Raw genomic sequence first — 18858 nt, 5'->3', positions numbered from 1 at the left:
AATGGAAAGCAAATTAAATATGAATTGGGATGTTGTGAGTAAAGCTAGACAATCAGCTAAAAACATAGCAAAAGATACTCAAGAATTTATTGACATACATACTACAGTAACAGTAGAAAGAACGGTGTGTAGACTTTTAGGTATTGATGGGGTAGATGAAGTTGGAGTACCAATTCCAAATGTAGTAGTGGATAACATTAAAAATGGTAATGGATTAGCACTTGGTGCGTCAATGTTTATAGGAAATGCTATGGTTGAAACTGGTCTTTCACCACAAGAAATTGCTGAGAAAGTAGCAAAAGGTGAAATGGATTTAACTAAAACTCCTATGCATGAAGAATTCGAAATAAAAATGGCTGTAGATAAAGTAGCTAAAGAAATGGTTGCTAAAATTAAAGAAAATAGAGGCAAAAGAGAATCATACCTTGAAAAATTTGGCGATAAGAGTAGCCCATATCTTTATGTAATAGTTGCTACAGGTAACATTTATGAAGATATAACCCAAGCAAGAGCAGCTGCTAAGCAAGGCGCAGATGTAATAGCCGTAATAAGAAGTACAGGACAAAGCTTACTTGACTTCGTTCCATACGGAGCTACAACGGAAGGTACTGGAGGAACACTTGCAACACAAGAAAACTTCAGACTTATGAGAGCGGCCCTTGATGAGGTTGGAGAAGAATTGGGGAAATATATAAGACTTTGTAATTATTGTTCTGGATTATGTATGCCTGAAATAGCTGCTATGGGAGCTATAGAAAGATTAGATGTAATGCTCAATGATGCTTTATACGGAATTCTTTTCCGCGATATCAACATGCAAAGAACTATAGTTGACCAATATTTCTCAAGAGTAATAAATGGATTTGCGGGAGTTATTATAAACACTGGAGAAGATAATTATTTAACTACTGCAGATGCAGTAGAAGAAGCTCATACAGTGCTTGCTTCACAATTTATAAATGAACAATTTGCATTAGTTGCTGGAATTCCAGAAGAACAAATGGGACTTGGGCATGCGTTTGAAATAAGTCCAGATGTTGAAAATGGATTTATATATGAATTAGCACAAGCGCAAATGGCAAGAGAAATCTTTCCGAGAGCACCACTAAAATATATGCCTCCAACTAAGTTTAAGACTGGAGATATATTTAAAGGACAAGTACAAGATACATTATTCAATATGGTTACTATTATGACAGGACAAAAGTTACATCTTCTTGGAATGCTTACAGAAGCAATACACACTCCATTTATGTCAGATAGAGCGTTATCAATAGACAATGCTCAATATATATTTAGAACTATGAAGGATTTAGGATCAGAAATCACCTTCAAAAAAGGTGGCATGATGGAAACAAGGGTTGATGAAGTATTAAATAAAGCAGCAGATTTAATTGGAGAAATTGAAAAAGAAGGCTTATTCAGTACGATACAGCAAGGGAAATTTGCAGGAATTAAGAGACCTTATACTGGTGGAAAAGGACTTGCAGGAGTTGTAGAAAAAGAAAAAGCTTACTTTAACCCATTTATAGATTTAATGTTAGGGGGAAATAAATAATGAGCGAAGGACAATATTCATTAGAAGTTAAAGAGTATGATCAAAATTTGGATTTAACAAAGATTAAACCCTATGGAGATACTATGAATGATGGTAAGGTACAAGTGAGCTTTACACTTCCAGTAGAAGATAATGAAAGAGGAGTAGAAGCAGCACTTCAACTTGCTAAAGCTATGGGACTTAAAAATCCAAACTGTGCTCATCATGCATCTTTAGATAAAGAATTTTCTTTTTATGTTATTTATGGTTCATTATCGCATTCTGTAAACTATGAAGAAATTCATGTTCAAACTGTAGAAGTAGAAACAATGGATATGAAACAAATTGGAGAATATATAAAAGAAAACATTAAACGTGACGTTGTAATAATTGGAGCTAGTACAGGAACAGATGCTCATACAGTTGGGATAGACGCTGTAATGAACATGAAGGGATTTGCAGGACACTATGGTCTTGAGAGATACCCTATGATAGAAGCTTTGAACTTGGGAAGCCAAGTTGAGAATGAAGAATTTATCAAAAAAGCTATAGAGCTTAAAGCAGATGTTCTTTTAGTTTCTCAAACAGTTACTCAAAAGGATGTACACATCCAAAACCTTACTAATCTAGTAGAATTATTAGAAGCAGAAGGAATCAGAGATAAAGTTGTCTTAATTTGTGGAGGTCCAAGAATAACTCATGAACTTGCTAAAGAGCTTGGATATGATGCAGGTTTCGGACCAGGAAAATTTGCTGATGATGTAGCAAGTTTTGCTGTTACGGAGATAGTTGAGAGAGGTTTAATTTAATAAATTTATAATAAAAAAATAGGGGGTACATCTTTAATTGATTTATTTAATCATTTAAAGATGTACCCCTTTTGTTGTTATAATAAAAACTTCCTAGAAAAGGAATAATCCTAACCCAATAATAATACCTGAGTATAATAAGTCAATTACACAAAAACCCATTACGTCCTTAGCACTGAGTCCAGCAATTCCAAGAGCGGGTAATGCCCAAAAGGGTTGAATCATATTAGTCCATGCATCTCCCCAAGCAATAGCCATAGCAGTTTTCGCAGCAGGTACGCCTAAAGCTGCACCGGCAGGCATCATAATAGGAGCTTGAACAGCCCATTGACCACCGCCAGATGGTATAAAGAAGTTAACAAGTCCTGCACTTAGAAAAGTGAATAGTGGAAAGGTATGTTGATTAGATATACTAACGAAAGAAGTAGACATAACACCTGCAAGAGAAATTCCAGCAGCGCTTGTACCTACCATCATTCCCATAATACCTGCGTAGAATGGGAATTGAAGTATAATTCCAGCAGCGCCTTTGGCGGCGTCTGTAATTGCATTAACAAATCTTCTAGGAGTTCCATGAAGAGCAACTCCTAGGAACAAGAAAATAGCATTAACAATGTTTAGATCGAGGCTACCACCTTTAACAAAATAGTAAACAATATAACTAAAGCCCATAATTGCTAATAACATTGAGATAAGGGTGCTGTTTTCAAGTTTATCAGCAGGAGTCATTGCTTCTTTAGCTATTATAACTACTGGGTTCTCAACCAAAAGTTTTGTATCTATAGTGACAGTATGATCAATGTCAGGATGCATAGCTTTGTTTATAAGAGGCAATGTAATTAATAGTACAGCTAATATAATTAAATTGTAACCTGAAAACAATGTTGCACTAGTTGGTATAGGAGAAGTAACAACGCCTGCAGTAGCTTTTACAACTTCAGGACCACCAGAAGCAACTACTAGTGGGATAGAACCAGAAAGACCAGCGTGCCATACTAAAAAGCCTGAATAAGCAGAAGCTATTAAAAGCCTATAATCTACTCCTTTAACTTCTTTAGCTAATTCCTTAGCGAAAATAGCCCCAATAACTAAACCAAAGCCCCAGTTGATCCAACAAGCTATAGTAGAAATAAGTGTAACCAAAATAATTGCTTGACTCGGTGATTTAGGTATTTTTGCAAGGGTCTTAAGACCTTTTTTAAAAGATGGTGCATTGGCGAGAGCATGGCCTGTAACTAATACCAATGCCATTTGCATTGAAAAAGCAAGTAATGTCCACAAACCTTTGCTCCAGTGAATAGTCATAGCCAAAGGACTTTGTCCAGTAAGAACTATGCCTAAAATTAATACAAAGAATGTTAAAAGTACAGCAAATATGAATGGGTCTGGTAAATATTTTTGGACAAGATTAACACAACCATTTGTAAATTTTTTGAACATTTTGATTCCCCCTTATTAGCTATATAAATTTAAAATGCTCCTATGTAACAATATTCTATATTATGCAAAAAAAGTACCTGTAGATCAGACACTTTTACCAAAGTGTCCGATCTACAGGTATCGATATAAACTTAAAATAACTTTTAATCAGTTTGAGACAGTCCCTTAGCTATTATGATATAAACATTAGCCCTAGTCCAATAATAACACCTGAGTATAATAAGTCGATTATACAAAAGCCCATTACGTCCTTAGCACCGAGACCGGCAATTCCAAGAGCGGGTAATGCCCAGAAAGGTTGAATCATGTTAGTCCATGCATCTCCCCATGAAATAGCCATAGCAGTTTTTGAAGCAGGCACACCTAAAGCTGCACCAGCGGGCATCATAATGGGAGCTTGAACAGCCCATTGTCCACCACCAGATGGTACAAAGAAGTTAACAAGTCCTGCGCTTAGGAAAGTGAATAGAGGGAAGGTATGTTGATTAGATATACTAACAAAAGAAGTAGACATAACTCCTGCGAGAGAAATTCCACTAGCACTTGTACCAACCATCATACCCATAATACCCGCGTAGAATGGGAATTGAAGTATAATTCCAGCAGTTCCTTTAGCAGCGGATGTAATTGCGTTAACAAACCTTATAGGAGTTCCATGAAGAGCAATTCCTAGGAACAAGAAGATAGCATTAACAATATTTAAATCAAGACTACCACCTTTAACAAAATAATAAATAATATAACTAAAGCCCATAATTACTAATAACATTGAGATAATAGAGCTATTCTCAAGTTTATCAGCGGGAGTCATTTTTTCTTTAGCTATTATAATCATTGGTTCCTCCACCAAAAGTTTTGGATCTATAGTAATAGTATGTTCAGTGTCAGGATGCATAGCTTTGTTTATAAGAGGCAAGGTTACTAAAAGTATAGCTAATATAATTAGATTATAACCTGAAAACAATGTAGCGCTGGTTGGTATAGGTGAAGTAACAACACCTGCAGTAGCTTTTACTACCTCAGGACCACCTGTAGCAACTACTAGTGGTATAGAACCAGAAAGACCGGCATGCCATACTAAAAAGCCTGAATAAGCAGAAGCTATTAAAAGTCTATAATCTACGCCTTTAACTTCTTTAGCTAATTCCTTAGCAAAAATAGCTCCGATAACTAGACCAAAGCCCCAGTTAATCCAGCAAGCTATAGTAGAAATAATTGTAACAAGAATAATTGCTTGACTTGGTGATTTAGGGATTTTTGCAAGAATTTTAAGACCCTTTTTAAAAGATGGTGCATTGGCAAGCGCATGACCTGTAACTAATACTAGCGCCATTTGCATTGAAAAAGCGAGGAGCGTCCACAAACCCTTACTCCAGTGAATAGTCATAGCTAATGGTCCTTGACCAGTAAGCACCATCCCTAAAATTAATACTAGAAAGGTAAGGATTACAGCAAATATGAATGGGTCTGGTAAATACTTTTGGACAAGATTAACACAACCATTTGTAAATTTTTTAAACATTATTATTCCTCCTATTTTATTATGTGAAATTAATCTATACAAGAAAACATATTTATGATTTTTTGTGAAAAAATATTAATATGTATGACAAAATTATACATGACATCATATAATAAGTCAAAAAAGGAGAAATATATTTTTATGAGTGAAAATTTATATACAAAGGAGGAGGCAAAAAAATAGGTGTGGTATTTTATTCGTTAAAACCTGCAACATTTTTATTAAAATTCATATAATAGTATTATAGAAAAATTTAGGAGGGTAAAAGTTGCAAACCCTAAAAATAGGCTCAAGAGGAACATCGGTAATGGAAATACAAGCACTACTTAATAAATTAGGCTATGATGTAGGAGGAATAGACGGAATTTACGGAACTAAAACGGCACAGGCAGTATTGATGTTTCAAAGATATTTTGGCTTATCACCTACAGGCACAGTAAATGATGATACTTATAAACTTATGAATAGATTTTTAATGGGTTATGATACTTATAGAATTAGACCGGGTGATACAATATACCTTATAGCAAGTAAGTACTTTGTGACCGTAGAAAGTATAATTACTGCAAATCCTCAAATAAATCCTAACAACTTGCAGGTTGGAGAGGTGATCATAGTTCCATATTCATTAGATGTAGTTTTTACAAATATTGATTACACTTATGATATTATGAAAAAAGATTTAGAAGGGCTAAAGGCTAGATACCCATTTATTGAAGTGGATAGTGGCGGCAAGAGTGAGCTTGGAAAAGAACTTTATTATGTGAAACTCGGTAATGGACCCAATAAAGTTTTTTATAATGGATCTCATCATGCTATTGAATGGATAACTACTGTGCTTTTGATGAAGTTTATTGAAAACTTTTCTAAAGCCTATGCAACAGGTGAAAATATAGAAGGGTATAGTGCCTTAGATATCTGGAATAAAAGTACTATATACATTATGCCTATGGTAAATCCAGATGGGATTGACTTAGTGCTTAATGGCCTAGAGAGGAGTAACCCATACTACAATGATTTAATTAAGTGGAATAATGGGAGTTCTGATTTTTCTAAAACATGGAGTGCTAATATTCGCGGTGTAGACCTTAATCATAACTATGATGCTATGTGGCAAAAATCAAAGGACGCGGAAAAAAGTTATGGCGTATATGGACCGGGCCCTACAAGATATTCAGGTACTGCGCCAGAATCAGAATCAGAGTCTAAAGCGGTAGCAGATTTTACAAGAAAACATGGGTTTAGATTAGTAATAGCGTATCACACCCAAGGGGAAGTAATATACTGGGATTTTCAAAATTTGGCAAGTGCTGAGGCTAGAAAAATAGGAGAGATATTTTCCTCTTTAAGTGGTTATGAATTAGCAGAAACCTATGGAATCACAAGCTATGCAGGATATAAGGATTGGTTTATAGAAAAATATAGAAGGCCGGGTTATACCATTGAGGTCGGAATTGGAAAAAATCCTCTGCCAATAAGTCAGTTTAATAAAATTTATAAGGACAATATTAAAGTTTTATTAGAAGGGGCATTAATTTAGGTATCTAAAAGAAAAAGCTCTTAGACCACAAATGTTTGATTGTGTGCTAAGAGCCTTAATTTTTAGTCCACTTCCGATATAAAGTCTTCCCAGTTTGCATAAAGAGTTTCAAGTTCGGTTTTAATACTAGAAATTTGATTGTTTGTCTCAACACTCCGACTAGGACTTGAATAAATCTCTTCAAGGCAAAGATCACTATTTAATTTTTCTAATCGCTGTTCCGATGAGGTAATTTTATCTTCTAGGTCTTTTAAATCGATTTTCTTTTGTTTTTCTAGTTTTTGTTCATCTCTCTTCTTTCTTTTATCAAGATTAATTTGAGTTTTTGACATGCCGTCGTAGGCTTCTTCTACTTGGAACCTTAGAGGGTTTTTCTTTTTTTCTATATAATAAGTATAATTACCTAAATACTCTTTAAGACCATCTTGTTTTAATTCAAGTATTTTAGTAATTACCTTGTTTAAGAAATACCTATCATGAGATATTACAAGAACAGTACCGTCATATCCAAGTATCGAATCTTCTAAAGCTTCACGAGACATAATATCTAAGTGATTTGTTGGCTCATCTAATAGTAAAAAGTTGGATTTTGATAGCATTATTTTTAGAAGATTAATTCTACATCTTTCACCACCACTCAATGTGGATATACTTTTAAATACATCTTCTCCTATGAATAAAAATGCAGCTAATGCAGTACGTACTTCTGTGGTAGTAAGTTTAGGAAATTCATCCCAAACCTCATCTATTATAGTTTTTTCTGGATTCAAATTTGATTGTTCTTGGTCATAATATCCTACAAAAATATTTTTGCCCAATATTTTTATACCTGTATCACTTGAAATTTTATCCATTATAATATTTAAAAGAGTGGTTTTGCCACGACCATTTTCACCAATAAGAGCGAACTTTTCGGATCTTTTTATATCTAGATTTAAATTCTCAAACAAAAGATTGTCTCCAAATCGTTTTGATAAATTTTCTGCATGGAGAACGTCATTTCCGCTTTTAATTTCTGTTTCAAATTTGATTTTAGTTTCCCTAGGAGCTGTGTCGGGGGAATCAACCCGGTCGAGTTTATCTAAGGATTTTTGTCTGCTCTCTGCAGCTCTTACACTTTTTTCTCTATTAAAGGATCTATATCTAGTTATGATGTCTTCTTGCCTTTTTATTTCTGAGCGTTGCAAATTGTATGCTTTTAATTGAACTTCATAATTTTTTTTCTTTAAATCAATAAAATTTGTATAATTTCCATTATAAGAATCTACATGACCGTTAGTAAGTTCAAAAGTTTTATTGGTAATAGCATCTAAAAAGAATCTATCGTGGGATATTATAAAAATAGTTCCTTTATAAGATTTCAAATAATCTTCTAACCATTCTATAGCATCTAAGTCTAGGTGGTTAGTAGGTTCATCTAATAAAAGAATATCGGGATTTTTAAGTAATAATTTGCATAGTGCAACTCTAGTCTTTTGACCTCCACTTAGTATGTTTATTGGCTTATTATAATCTTCTTCCATAAAGCCAAGACCTTTGAGAACCTTATTAATTTCAGCTTTATATGTGTAGCCGCCCCTGTTATTGTAAAGTTCACAGATTAATGTATATTCTTTTATTATTCTATTATTATATTCTTCTTTGGAAGTATCATAAGGTTCATTCATTTTTGATTCTAAATTGTTAAGTCTTTTTTCGAGGCCTAATAGATCGTGGAATACTAAAAGAGTTTCTTCATATATAGTATTACTTAAAGTTAATTCAAGATTTTGAGATAGATAACCAACTTTTTTATTTTTATCTATAAATAGCTCACCATTATCATAATCCAATTGTGATGTGAGTATTTTAAAAAGCGTAGATTTACCTGCCCCATTAGCACCAATAAATCCAATCTTTTCACCTTCATTTATACTTAAAGTTATTTTGTCTAAAATAACATCTATGCCGTAACTTTTGTGAATATCCTTGCAACTTAAAACTATCATTGTTTTCACCTTCCCTGTTATGTAGTATTAAAAAAATTCAACTTAATTAGTTATAAATATTAATTAAAGTTGCTTCATATATTATTGTACTATTTATATTTAATTTTTTGTAGTAAAAAAGAAATATATATAGATTAATTTTTAATAATAGTATATATATATATATAATGGTAATAATTTCACAATAACTACTAAATTTATAGCAAAAGTAGTTTTAATTTATAATAGTGTGTTAGTATAGATAGTATGTAATTTATGATATTCGTAGAGGAGTGTATATTGTGGAAAGAAAAAAGAATATATCAATGGCAGTTATTAAAAGATTGCCTAAATACCATAGATATTTAAAAGAACTTTTAAGAAATGATGTAGATAGGATATCCTCGAAAGAATTGGGCGAAAAGATTGGGTTTACAGCATCTCAAATTAGACAAGACTTAAATTGTTTTGGAGATTTTGGACAACAGGGATACGGATATAATGTTAAAGAATTGTTGAATGAAATTAGTGGAATACTAGGACTCTCAAAAGAATATAAGATGGTAATAGTAGGCGCGGGGAATATCGGGCAAGCTATTGCCAATTATACTAATTTTGAAAAGCTATCATTTAACTTGGCGGGTATTTTTGATGTTAACCCAAAGCTTATAGGATTAAAAATTAGAGATGTTGAAGTAATAGACTTAGATGAATTAGCGCGTTTCCTTAAAGCGACACCAATAGATATTGGCGTAATATGTGTTCCACATATTAGTGCTCAAAAAGTTAGTGACATAATGGTAGCAAATGGGGTTAAAGGTATATGGAATTTTGCACCTGTGGATTTAGAGGTGCCTGTAGAAACCATTGTGGAGAATGTCCATTTAAGTGAGAGCTTGCTAACACTTAGTTGTTTAATGAATGACAAATCATATTCATAAAATTTACAAAGTTTATAAAGTTTATGAAATCAACAAGATTAATTTAAAAGATTATGAATATTTCTTGTTGAAATAATTACTATAAAGAGATATAATGTAATTGAGGCGAAGGGCTTCAATTACATTTAGGTTTATTTGTTATATTATTAACAAATATTTAATGAATGGATTAATTCGTAAGGAGTTGATTGTTATGGAATACAAGAATATTGTTCTTCAAAAAGAAGACAAAGTCGCAATACTTACAATTAGTAGACCAAAGGCTCTAAATGCATTAAATACAGAAACATTAAAAGAGCTAGATTTAGCAATAGATGAAATTGCTGAAGATGATAAAATCTACGCAGTGATCTTAACAGGAGAAGGAAAAGCTTTCGTAGCAGGGGCTGACATCACCGAAATGAAAGATCTTAATGTTATGGGTGGAAGGAAATTTGGAAATCTAGGGAATAAAGTTTTCAGAAAACTAGAAACTTTAGAAAAACCTATAATAGCTGCAGTAAACGGTTTTGCGCTAGGTGGAGGATGTGAACTTTCTATGGCTTGTGATATTAGAATCGCTTCTTCAAAAGCAAAATTTGGACAACCTGAGGTAGGTCTTGGAATAACTCCTGGCTTTGGAGGTACGCAAAGACTTCCTAGACTTGTAGGACTTGGAATGGCTAAAGAACTAATTTATACAGCAAAGATTATTAATGCGGAAGAGGCATTAAGAATTGGACTTGTAAATAAAGTAGTTGATCCAGAAAATTTATTATCAGAAGCTAAAGCACTAGCAAATACAATTGCAGGACAAGCACCTATTGCTGTAAGTTTTTGTAAGGCAGCAATCAATAAGGGAATACAAATAGATATAGATTCAGCGCTTTCATACGAGTCAGAGATATTCGGAGAATGTTATGCGACTGAAGATCAAAAAAATGGAATGACAGCATTTATTGAAAAAACAGAAAAATGCTTTAAAAATAAGTAATAAAAAGTATTCTGTAAAAAGAATAGGCAGATAACAATTAAAGATTATTATTTGTCTCAGAGAATAGTGAGGAGGAAAGTTCATGAATTTTGCATTGACAAAAGAACAAGAATTTGTAAAACAGATGGTAAGTGAGTTCGCATTAAACGAAGTTAAACCTTTAGCTTCGGAAATAGACGTGACAGAAAGATTTCCTAGCGAAACTGTAGAGAAAATGGCTAGATACCATATGATGGGTATCCCAATTGCTACTAAATACGGTGGAGCAGGCGGAAATAATGTATCATACATTATGGCTGTTGAAGAACTATCAAAAGCATGTGCAACTACAGGAGTTATACTATCAGCTCATACTTCATTATGTGCTGGCCCAATAGATGCTTTCGGTACAGAAGAACAAAAAATGAAATATTTAGTTCCACTTGCAAAAGGTGAAAAACTAGGAGCTTTTGGACTAACAGAACCTAATGCAGGAACAGATGCGTCAGGTCAACAAACTACAGCAACTTTAGATGGTGATAACTATATATTAAATGGTTCAAAAATATTTATCACAAACGGTGGAGTAGCAGATACATTTGTAGTTTTTGCAATGACTGATAAAACTAAGGGAACAAAAGGAATCACTGCTTTCATAGTTGAAAAAGAGTTTCCAGGATTCTCAATTGGTAAACACGAAGATAAATTAGGAATAAGAGCATCATCAACTACAGAACTTGTATTTGAAAACTGCATAGTTCCTAAAGAAAACATGCTTGGAAAAGAAGGAAGAGGGTTCGGTATCGCAATGAAAACCCTTGATGGAGGAAGAATCGGAGTAGCGGCTCAAGCCCTAGGAATTGCAGAAGGCGCACTCAATGAAGCTACTAAATACATGAAAGAAAGAAAACAATTTGGAAAACCACTTTCAGCATTCCAAGGTTTACAATGGATGGTTGCAGAACTTGATGTTAAAATTGAGGCTTCTAAACTTTTAATATATAAAGCAGCATGGAATAAAGATAATGGTTTACCATATACAGTAGAAGCTGCTAGAGCAAAATTATTTGCGTCAGAAACAGCTATGGAAGTTACAACTAAAGCCGTTCAAATCTTCGGAGGATATGGATATACTAAAGAATATCCATTAGAAAGAATGATGAGAGATGCTAAGATAACTGAGATATATGAAGGAACTTCAGAAGTTCAAAGAATGGTTATAGCTGGAAATTTATTAAAGTAGGAGGAGATTAAGGAATGAATATAGTTGTATGTTTAAAACAAGTTCCAGATACAAACGAAGTTAAAATAGATCCTAAAACAGGAACACTTATAAGAGAAGGCGTTCCATCAATAATAAATCCAGATGATAAAAATGCACTGGAAGAATCTTTAAGATTAAAAGATGAACATGGTGCACATGTAACAGTAATAAGCATGGGACCCCCACAAGCAGAAAAAGCTTTGAGAGAAGCTTTAGCTATGGGAGCTGATGAAGCAATATTAGTATCTGACAGAGCATTCGCAGGAGCAGATACATTAGCTACATCTCATGCACTTGCAGCGACTTTAAAGAAATTAGATTATGACGTAGTGTTTGCAGGCAGACAAGCTATAGACGGAGATACAGCGCAAGTTGGACCTGAAATAGCAGAACATTTAAATCTTGCTCAAATAACATATGTTGAAAAAGTTGATGTAATTAAGGGTGGATTAAAAGTTAGAAGAGCTTGGGAAGACGGATATGAAGATATAGAAGTTAAGACTCCTGTTCTTTTAACAGCAATAAAAGAGTTGAATGAGCCAAGATATATGAACATAAAAAGCATTTTTGAAATGTTCCAAAATAAAGAAGTAAAAGTTTGGAATGCAGCAGATATCGGAGCAGACATAGCTGTTCTCGGTCTTAAAGGTTCACCAACAAAGGTTAAAAAGTCTATGACCAAAGAAGCTAAGGGAAAAGGCGAATTAATACAATTACCAGCTAATGAAGCTGCTTTATATGTAGTTTCAAAATTAAAAGAAAATCACTTTATCTAAGAAGCAGGGAGGATTAAGTTATGAATATAGAAGAGTACAAGGGCGTATGGGTCTTTGCTGAGCAAAGAGACGGAGAACTTCAAAAGATTTCATTTGAACTTTTAGGTAAGGGACGTGAAATAGCAGATAAATTAGGAGAAGAATTAACAGCTGTATTACTTGGAGATAAAACAGATGATATGGTTAAAGAATTAGTAGCATATGGCGCTGACAAAGTAATAGTTGCTAGTCATCCATTATTGGGCCACTTTACAACTGATGCATATACAAAAGTAATATGTGATCTTGCAAATGAAAGAAAACCAGAAATTATATTTGTAGGAGCAAGTTATTTAGGAAGAGATTTAGGACCAAGAGTATCCGCAAGACTTTCAACAGGACTTACTGCTGATTGCACTTCATTAGATATAGATACAGAAAACAACAATCTAATGATGACAAGACCAGCATTTGGAGGAAACTTAATGGCTACAATAGTTTGTGGAGAACATAGACCACAAATGGCTACTATTAGACCAGGAGTTTTTGAAAAATTAGCTAGAGATGAAAAAAGAAGCTGCCCAGTTGAAAAAATAACTGTAAACTTAGAAGAATCAGATATCAGAACTAAAACAGTAGACGTTGTAAAAGTTGCTTCAGTTTTAGCGGATATCGGAGAAGCTAACATTATAGTATCTGGTGGTCGTGGAGTTGGAAGTAAAGAAAACTTCGCGTTACTTGAAAAACTGGCAGTTACCATAGGCGGAGTTGTTGGAGCATCAAGAGCTGCAGTTGAGAATGGTTGGATAGATAAAGCAGTTCAAGTAGGTCAAACAGGAAAAACTGTAAGACCAACTGTATACATAGCTTGCGGTATTTCAGGAGCAATTCAGCATTTAGCTGGTATGCAAGATTCTGATTTCATAATAGCTATAAACAAAGATGCAACAGCGCCAATCATGAAAGCTGCTGATGTAGCTATTGCTGGAGATTTCATAAAAGTTATTCCAGAAATGATAGCTCAGATTAATACATTAAGAAACAAATAATTAGATTTTAAAGTAGTATTTAAATGAACTTGCTCTAATGCTGAAATTTAGCATTAGAGTAAGTTTTAAAAATATTTATTACTTTTAGTTTTTAAAAAAATAAAAGGAGTGTGTTATTATGAAAAAGATTTTTGTACTTGGAGCTGGAACTATGGGAGCGGGTATTGTTCAAACATTCGCAGTAAGTGGTTGCGAAGTAATAATGAGAGATATTAAAGATGAATTTGTTGATAGAGGACTTGTTACAATTAAAAAGAATTTAGAAAGATTAGTTAAAAAAGAAAAAATTACTGAAGCACAAATGGAAGAAATACTTTCAAGAATTACAGGAACTACTGATATGGAATTAGCAGCAGACTGTGATTTAGTAGTTGAAGCAGCTGTAGAAATTATGAAAATAAAGAAAGAAATTTTTGCAGAGCTTGACAGAATATGTAAGCCGGAAACTATATTATCATCAAATACATCATCACTGTCTATAACTGAAGTAGGAGCTGCTACAAATAGACCTGACAAAGTTATAGGAATGCATTTCTTTAATCCAGCTCCAATGATGAAGCTTGTAGAAATAATTAAAGGAATGGGTACGTCCACTGAAACTTTCGATGCAGTTAAAGAAATTGCAATTGCAATCGGTAAGGATCCAGTAGAAGTTGCTGAAGCTCCTGGATTTGTTGTAAACAGAATATTAATACCAATGATTAACGAAGCTGTAGGAATACTTGCAGAAGGTGTTGCATCTGCAGAAGATATCGATAAAGCAATGAAACTTGGCGCTAATCATCCAATGGGACCTCTAGCACTAGGAGACCTTATAGGTCTTGATGTATGTCTTGCTATCATGGATGTTTTATATACTGAAACAGGAGACAATAAGTACAGAGCTCATAGTCTTTTAAGAAAATATGTTAGAGGCGGATTGCTAGGAAGAAAAACTAAAAAGGGAATATTTGATTATTCGAAATAAGATATTATTTTAATATGAACAATGAATTTAGAGAGCATTACAACTTGTAGAGGGTTGTAATGCTCTTGTTTTAATGTTGACTTTGCATTGTTAATGATATATCATTAACAATATAACAAAGAAATGACAAAAGTTGGTATAAACAACTAGGCATAAACGTATAAAAGAATATAATATTTTTTAAAAATGGGGGGAAATATAATGAATAGATTTACGTTACCAAGAGATATTTATTTTGGAGAAAATTCATTAGAGGTGTTAAAAACCTTAAAAGGCAGAAAAGCAGTAATAGTTACTGGCGGAAGCTCTATGAAAAGATTCGGATTCTTAGATACGGTTGAAGCTTATTTAAAAGAAGCTGGAATTGAAGTTAAGCATATTACTGGAGTAGAACCAGATCCATCGGTAGAAACAGTTATGAACGGTGCAGCAGTAATGAGAGAATTCCAGCCGGACTTAATAGTATCAATCGGGGGTGGTTCACCAATTGACGCAGCAAAAGCTATGTGGATTTTTTATGAGTATCCAGAATTTACTTTTGAACAAGCGGTTATACCATTTGGTATTCCTGACTTAAGACAAAAAGCTAAATTTATAGCTATACCATCAACTAGTGGAACAGCAACCGAAGTTACAGCATTTTCAGTAATAACTGACTATAAAGCAAAAATAAAATATCCTTTAGCGGACTTCAACTTAACACCAGATATAGCAATAGTAGACCCAGCACTAGCTCAAACAATGCCACCTAAATTAGTAGCACATACAGGTATGGATGCATTAACACATGCATTTGAGGCTTATGTAGCAGGACTTAGGTCAAGCTTTTCAGATCCTCTTGCAATACAAGCTATAACTATGATTAGAGAAAATATATTAAAATCATTTGAAGGTGATGTGGAAGCGAGAAATGAAATGCACATTGCACAATGTCTTGCGGGAATGGCATTTTCCAACGCACTACTAGGAATATCTCATAGTATGGCACACAAAATAGGTGGCGTATTTCATGTTGCACATGGCTTAGCTAATGCAATATTACTTCCATATGTTATAGATTTTAACAAAAAATCTTGTGGAGATAGATATGCTACAATTGCTAGAAGTCTTAATTTAGCTGGAAATACAGAAGATGAATTAATTGATTCATTAACTGATATGATAAGAGATTTAAATAAAGCTATGAATATACCAACTTCTTTAAAGGAAAACGGAATGACAAAAGAAGAGTTTGATGCAAATGTAGATTTTATATCTGAAAATGCTATAAAAGATGCATGCACAGGATCTAACCCAAGACCAATAAATACTTGCGAAATGAAAAAGATATTAACTTGTACCTTTACAGGAGAAAAAGTTAAATTTTAACGACATTTCAGAAGGAAAGTCTCCCAATTCTATAAGTGGGAGTACCTACTTTAAGTAGGAGTATAAATCTCCTTCTGAAGTCGTTAATATGCAGCTCCGCAGGAGATGATTTAATATTAGGCACATTATGAAATTGTACCAATAGACAATAATTAAATGATTAATAAGAGGACAGGTAGTAAAGAGCATTAGTATTTAATACTCTTTACTACCTGTCTATTTTGACTTAGTATTTTCACTCTAATAAAAATTTCAAGTGAAATTTATTTTGACAAAATAGAGATAATGTAAAATGTATTTTAACAAATATATAATTTAGATTTTTGTGGTAAAATGAATATATAATAACGAAGGTTTTAGTGTAGGAACATAGGCAGACCAAAATCATATATGAATATGGAGGATTAAAAATGTATAAAATAGTCGAAAAGAGAGCATTAGCACCTCAGATATTCTTAATGGATATTGAGGCTCCGAGAGTAGCTAAATCAGCAAAACCAGGTCAATTTATAATTATAAAGATGGATGAAAAAGGCGAAAGAATACCTTTAACAATTAGTGATTATGATGCGTTAAGAGGTACAGTAACTATAGTAGTTCAAACAATAGGTTGTTCAACAAAAAAAATGGAAAAGTATGAAATTGGTGACTCATTTTCAGATTTTGTAGGACCACTTGGACAAGCATCTGAATTAATGAGTGAGAGCATTGAAGATTTAAAGAAAAAGAAAATTGTGTTTGTAGCTGGCGGGCTAGGAACTGCACCAGTTTACCCTCAAGTTAAATGGCTCAGCGATCAAGGTATTAAGGCAGACGTAATAATAGGCGCAAAGGCTAAAGATTATGTAATTATGGAAGAAGAAATGAAGAAAGTAGCAGGGAATGTATATCCATGTACTGATGATGGTTCATATGGATATAAGGGACTTGTCACAAATAAATTAAAAGAATTAGTTCAAAATGATGGCATAAAATACGATTTAGTTGTTGCAATTGGACCAATGATAATGATGAAATTTGTTTGCAAATTGACTGAAGAACTTGGAATATCAACTATTGTAAGCATGAATCCTATTATGGTTGATGGAACAGGAATGTGTGGAGCTTGCAGACTTACTGTAGATGGTGAGACTAAATTTGCTTGCGTTGATGGTCCAGAATTTGATGGTCATAAAGTTAATTTTGATGAGGCAATGAGAAGACAAACAATGTACAAAACTCAAGAGAGTTCTAAAGGTGAAGGCATTAAAGCAGGCTGCGGTTTAGGAGGTGCTAAATAATGGGTAAAATGAACAGAGTTGCAATAGGGGAACAAGATCCAAAAGTAAGAGCAACTAATTTTGAAGAGGTATGTTTAGGATATACAGAGGACGAAGCAGTTGAGGAAGCTACAAGGTGTTTAAATTGTAAAAAGCCAATGTGTGTTGGAAAATGTCCAGTAGCAATAGATATTCCTGGGTTCATAGCTCACATAAAAAATAGAGAATTTACAGAGGCAGTTAAGGTAATTGCAAAATATAGTGCGTTACCAGCAGTCTGTGGAAGAGTTTGTCCACAAGAAACTCAATGCGAAAGCAAATGTATATTAGGAATAAAGGGAGATGCCATAGCTATTGGTAAACTTGAAAGATTTGTAGGTGACTATTCAAGAGAGCATAATGTTGACCTTTCAGAAACAAAACCTAAAAATGGCATTAAGGTTGCGGTAATCGGAAGTGGTCCTTCAGGACTTACCTGCGCAGGAGATTTAGCTAAAGCTGGGTACGATGTAACTATTTTTGAAGCACTTCATGAAGCTGGTGGAGTTTTGGTATATGGAATTCCAGAGTTTAGGTTGCCAAAAGATACAGTTGTTAAACATGAAGTTGAAAATGTTAAGAAATTAGGAGTTAAATTAGAAACGAATGTGATAGTAGGACGAACTGTAACAATAAATCAGCTGATGGAAGAAGAAGATTTTAAAGCTGTATTTATCGGTTCAGGTGCTGGACTTCCAATGTTCATGGGAATACCAGGAGAAAATTTAAATGGAGTATTTTCTGCTAATGAATATTTAACTAGAAGCAATTTGATGAAAGCATTTAAAGAGGGGTATCAGACTCCTATAAGAACAGGTGAAAAGGTTGCTGTTGTAGGTGGAGGAAATGTTGCTATGGACTCTGTGCGTACAGCAGTGAGACTTGGAGCAGAAGGGCACATAGTGTACAGGAGATCAGAATCAGAACTTCCTGCAAGAGCCGAAGAAGTGCATCACGCAAAAGAAGAGGGAGTTATAATGGATTTACTTGTGAATCCAATTGAAATCCTAGGAGATGAAAAAGGGAATGTTATAGGCATGAAGTGTATAAGAATGGAGCTAGGAGAACCCGATGCATCAGGAAGAAGAAGACCTATAGCGATTGAAGGGTCGGAATTCATAATGGATGTAAATACGGTTATAATGTCTCTAGGTACATCACCAAATCCATTAATTCCTTTAACAACAGAAGGGTTAGAAATCAATAAATGGAAGTGCATAGTTGCAGAAGATGAAACAGGATTAACATCTAAAAAGAATGTATATGCTGGTGGAGATGCTGTTTCAGGAGCTGCTACAGTTATATTAGCTATGGAAGCAGGTAAAAAAGCTGCTAAAGCTATAGATGGAATGTTAACAAAATAATAATTTTTAAATTACAAACTCCATAAACAAAGGTTTATGGAGTTTGTTTTAAAAAAGTGAGGACAGGTAACAACTATTTGGTATA

The 18858-nt window shown here is 33.8% G+C and carries 15 protein-coding genes; 12 read left to right on the top strand and 3 right to left on the bottom strand.

Features of this window, described 5'->3' with window-relative positions:
- The first annotated feature begins 1 nt into the window (after position 1).
- Together kamD and kamE are read left to right on the top strand one after the other, a co-directional pair.
- The gene (gene kamD / locus ACWJKE_RS11010) at positions 2 to 1558 is read left to right on the top strand and encodes a lysine 5,6-aminomutase subunit alpha (protein ID WP_216302306.1); all 1557 of its coding nucleotides are present in this window, start codon (positions 2 to 4) and stop codon (positions 1556 to 1558) included.
- A complete protein-coding gene (kamE, locus tag ACWJKE_RS11005; RefSeq protein ID WP_220287274.1) occupies positions 1558 to 2346 on the top strand; it encodes a lysine 5,6-aminomutase subunit beta in 789 nt (262 codons plus the stop codon). Before kamD ends, kamE begins: the two co-directional genes overlap by 1 nt.
- Before the next feature lie 93 nt (positions 2347 to 2439).
- Here the strand turns inward: kamE and ACWJKE_RS11000 are convergent, their stop codons facing one another.
- Positions 2440 to 3786 carry a short-chain fatty acid transporter gene (locus ACWJKE_RS11000; RefSeq protein WP_220287276.1) on the bottom strand — a complete coding sequence of 449 codons (1347 nt, stop codon included), beginning with the start codon at positions 3784 to 3786 and terminating at the stop codon, positions 2440 to 2442.
- A 172-nt stretch (positions 3787 to 3958) separates the two neighbouring features.
- Positions 3959 to 5308 carry a TIGR00366 family protein gene (locus ACWJKE_RS10995; RefSeq protein ID WP_216302303.1) on the bottom strand — a complete coding sequence of 450 codons (1350 nt, stop codon included), beginning with the start codon at positions 5306 to 5308 and terminating at the stop codon, positions 3959 to 3961.
- A gap of 268 nt (positions 5309 to 5576) precedes the next feature.
- Here ACWJKE_RS10995 and ACWJKE_RS10990 point away from each other — a divergent pair, with 268 nt between their 5' ends.
- The gene (locus ACWJKE_RS10990) at positions 5577 to 6848 is read left to right on the top strand and encodes a M14 family zinc carboxypeptidase (protein WP_462958823.1); all 1272 of its coding nucleotides are present in this window, start codon (positions 5577 to 5579) and stop codon (positions 6846 to 6848) included.
- A gap of 62 nt (positions 6849 to 6910) precedes the next feature.
- On the opposite strand, the gene abc-f is transcribed toward ACWJKE_RS10990, so the two are convergent.
- Entirely contained in the window at positions 6911 to 8836 is a 1926-nt protein-coding gene (gene abc-f / locus ACWJKE_RS10985) for a ribosomal protection-like ABC-F family protein (RefSeq protein WP_216302301.1), read from the bottom strand.
- 281 nt (positions 8837 to 9117) lie between these two features.
- On the opposite strand from abc-f, the gene ACWJKE_RS10980 reads away from it, so the two are divergent.
- The 9 genes from ACWJKE_RS10980 to gltA all read left to right on the top strand — a co-directional run bounded on the left by ACWJKE_RS10980 (position 9118) and on the right by gltA (position 18773).
- Positions 9118 to 9756 carry a redox-sensing transcriptional repressor Rex gene (locus ACWJKE_RS10980; protein WP_165412578.1) on the top strand — a complete coding sequence of 213 codons (639 nt, stop codon included), beginning with the start codon at positions 9118 to 9120 and terminating at the stop codon, positions 9754 to 9756.
- Between the two features lie 193 nt (positions 9757 to 9949).
- Positions 9950 to 10729 carry a short-chain-enoyl-CoA hydratase gene (locus ACWJKE_RS10975; RefSeq protein WP_165412577.1) on the top strand — a complete coding sequence of 260 codons (780 nt, stop codon included), beginning with the start codon at positions 9950 to 9952 and terminating at the stop codon, positions 10727 to 10729.
- 82 nt (positions 10730 to 10811) lie between these two features.
- Positions 10812 to 11951 (top strand): acyl-CoA dehydrogenase, encoded by a 1140-nt coding sequence (locus ACWJKE_RS10970; RefSeq protein WP_216302300.1) that lies wholly within the window; start codon positions 10812 to 10814, stop codon positions 11949 to 11951.
- Positions 11952 to 11965: 14 nt separating this feature from the next.
- Positions 11966 to 12748, top strand: a complete 783-nt coding sequence (locus tag ACWJKE_RS10965) for an electron transfer flavoprotein subunit beta/FixA family protein (RefSeq protein WP_216302299.1) — start codon at positions 11966 to 11968, stop codon at positions 12746 to 12748.
- A 20-nt stretch (positions 12749 to 12768) separates the two neighbouring features.
- Positions 12769 to 13776, top strand: a complete 1008-nt coding sequence (locus tag ACWJKE_RS10960; RefSeq protein ID WP_216302298.1) for an electron transfer flavoprotein subunit alpha/FixB family protein — start codon at positions 12769 to 12771, stop codon at positions 13774 to 13776.
- A 118-nt stretch (positions 13777 to 13894) separates the two neighbouring features.
- A complete protein-coding gene (locus ACWJKE_RS10955; protein ID WP_165412573.1) occupies positions 13895 to 14743 on the top strand; it encodes a 3-hydroxybutyryl-CoA dehydrogenase in 849 nt (282 codons plus the stop codon).
- A 201-nt stretch (positions 14744 to 14944) separates the two neighbouring features.
- On the top strand, positions 14945 to 16111 hold the full coding sequence (locus tag ACWJKE_RS10950) for an iron-containing alcohol dehydrogenase (RefSeq protein WP_216302297.1): 1167 nt from the start codon (positions 14945 to 14947) through the stop codon (positions 16109 to 16111).
- Between the two features lie 410 nt (positions 16112 to 16521).
- Positions 16522 to 17391, top strand: coding sequence for a sulfide/dihydroorotate dehydrogenase-like FAD/NAD-binding protein (locus tag ACWJKE_RS10945; RefSeq protein ID WP_462958822.1), 870 nt, complete (start codon positions 16522 to 16524; stop codon positions 17389 to 17391).
- Entirely contained in the window at positions 17391 to 18773 is a 1383-nt protein-coding gene (gene gltA, locus ACWJKE_RS10940) for an NADPH-dependent glutamate synthase (protein WP_216302295.1), read from the top strand. The genes ACWJKE_RS10945 and gltA overlap by 1 nt, the downstream gene beginning before the upstream one ends.
- Positions 18774 to 18858 lie beyond the last annotated feature (85 nt).

This window comes from Clostridium sp. CM036, assembly GCF_055081135.1.
This window is presented reverse-complemented; position numbering and strand designations above follow the sequence as displayed.

Bases quoted from the DNA above. Each gene is read 5' to 3' on its own strand.
- kamD (WP_216302306.1), top strand. From the start codon at position 2: ATGGAAAGCAAATTAAATATGAATTGGGATGTTGTGAGTAAAGCTAGA.
- kamE (WP_220287274.1), top strand. From the start codon at position 1,558: ATGAGCGAAGGACAATATTCATTAGAAGTTAAAGAGTATGATCAAAAT.
- ACWJKE_RS11000 (WP_220287276.1), bottom strand. From the start codon at position 3,786: ATGTTCAAAAAATTTACAAATGGTTGTGTTAATCTTGTCCAAAAATAT.
- ACWJKE_RS10995 (WP_216302303.1), bottom strand. From the start codon at position 5,308: ATGTTTAAAAAATTTACAAATGGTTGTGTTAATCTTGTCCAAAAGTAT.
- abc-f (WP_216302301.1), bottom strand. From the start codon at position 8,836: ATGATAGTTTTAAGTTGCAAGGATATTCACAAAAGTTACGGCATAGAT.
- ACWJKE_RS10975 (WP_165412577.1), top strand. From the start codon at position 9,950: ATGGAATACAAGAATATTGTTCTTCAAAAAGAAGACAAAGTCGCAATA.
- ACWJKE_RS10970 (WP_216302300.1), top strand. From the start codon at position 10,812: ATGAATTTTGCATTGACAAAAGAACAAGAATTTGTAAAACAGATGGTA.
- ACWJKE_RS10965 (WP_216302299.1), top strand. From the start codon at position 11,966: ATGAATATAGTTGTATGTTTAAAACAAGTTCCAGATACAAACGAAGTT.
- ACWJKE_RS10960 (WP_216302298.1), top strand. From the start codon at position 12,769: ATGAATATAGAAGAGTACAAGGGCGTATGGGTCTTTGCTGAGCAAAGA.
- ACWJKE_RS10955 (WP_165412573.1), top strand. From the start codon at position 13,895: ATGAAAAAGATTTTTGTACTTGGAGCTGGAACTATGGGAGCGGGTATT.
- ACWJKE_RS10950 (WP_216302297.1), top strand. From the start codon at position 14,945: ATGAATAGATTTACGTTACCAAGAGATATTTATTTTGGAGAAAATTCA.
- ACWJKE_RS10945 (WP_462958822.1), top strand. From the start codon at position 16,522: ATGTATAAAATAGTCGAAAAGAGAGCATTAGCACCTCAGATATTCTTA.
- gltA (WP_216302295.1), top strand. From the start codon at position 17,391: ATGGGTAAAATGAACAGAGTTGCAATAGGGGAACAAGATCCAAAAGTA.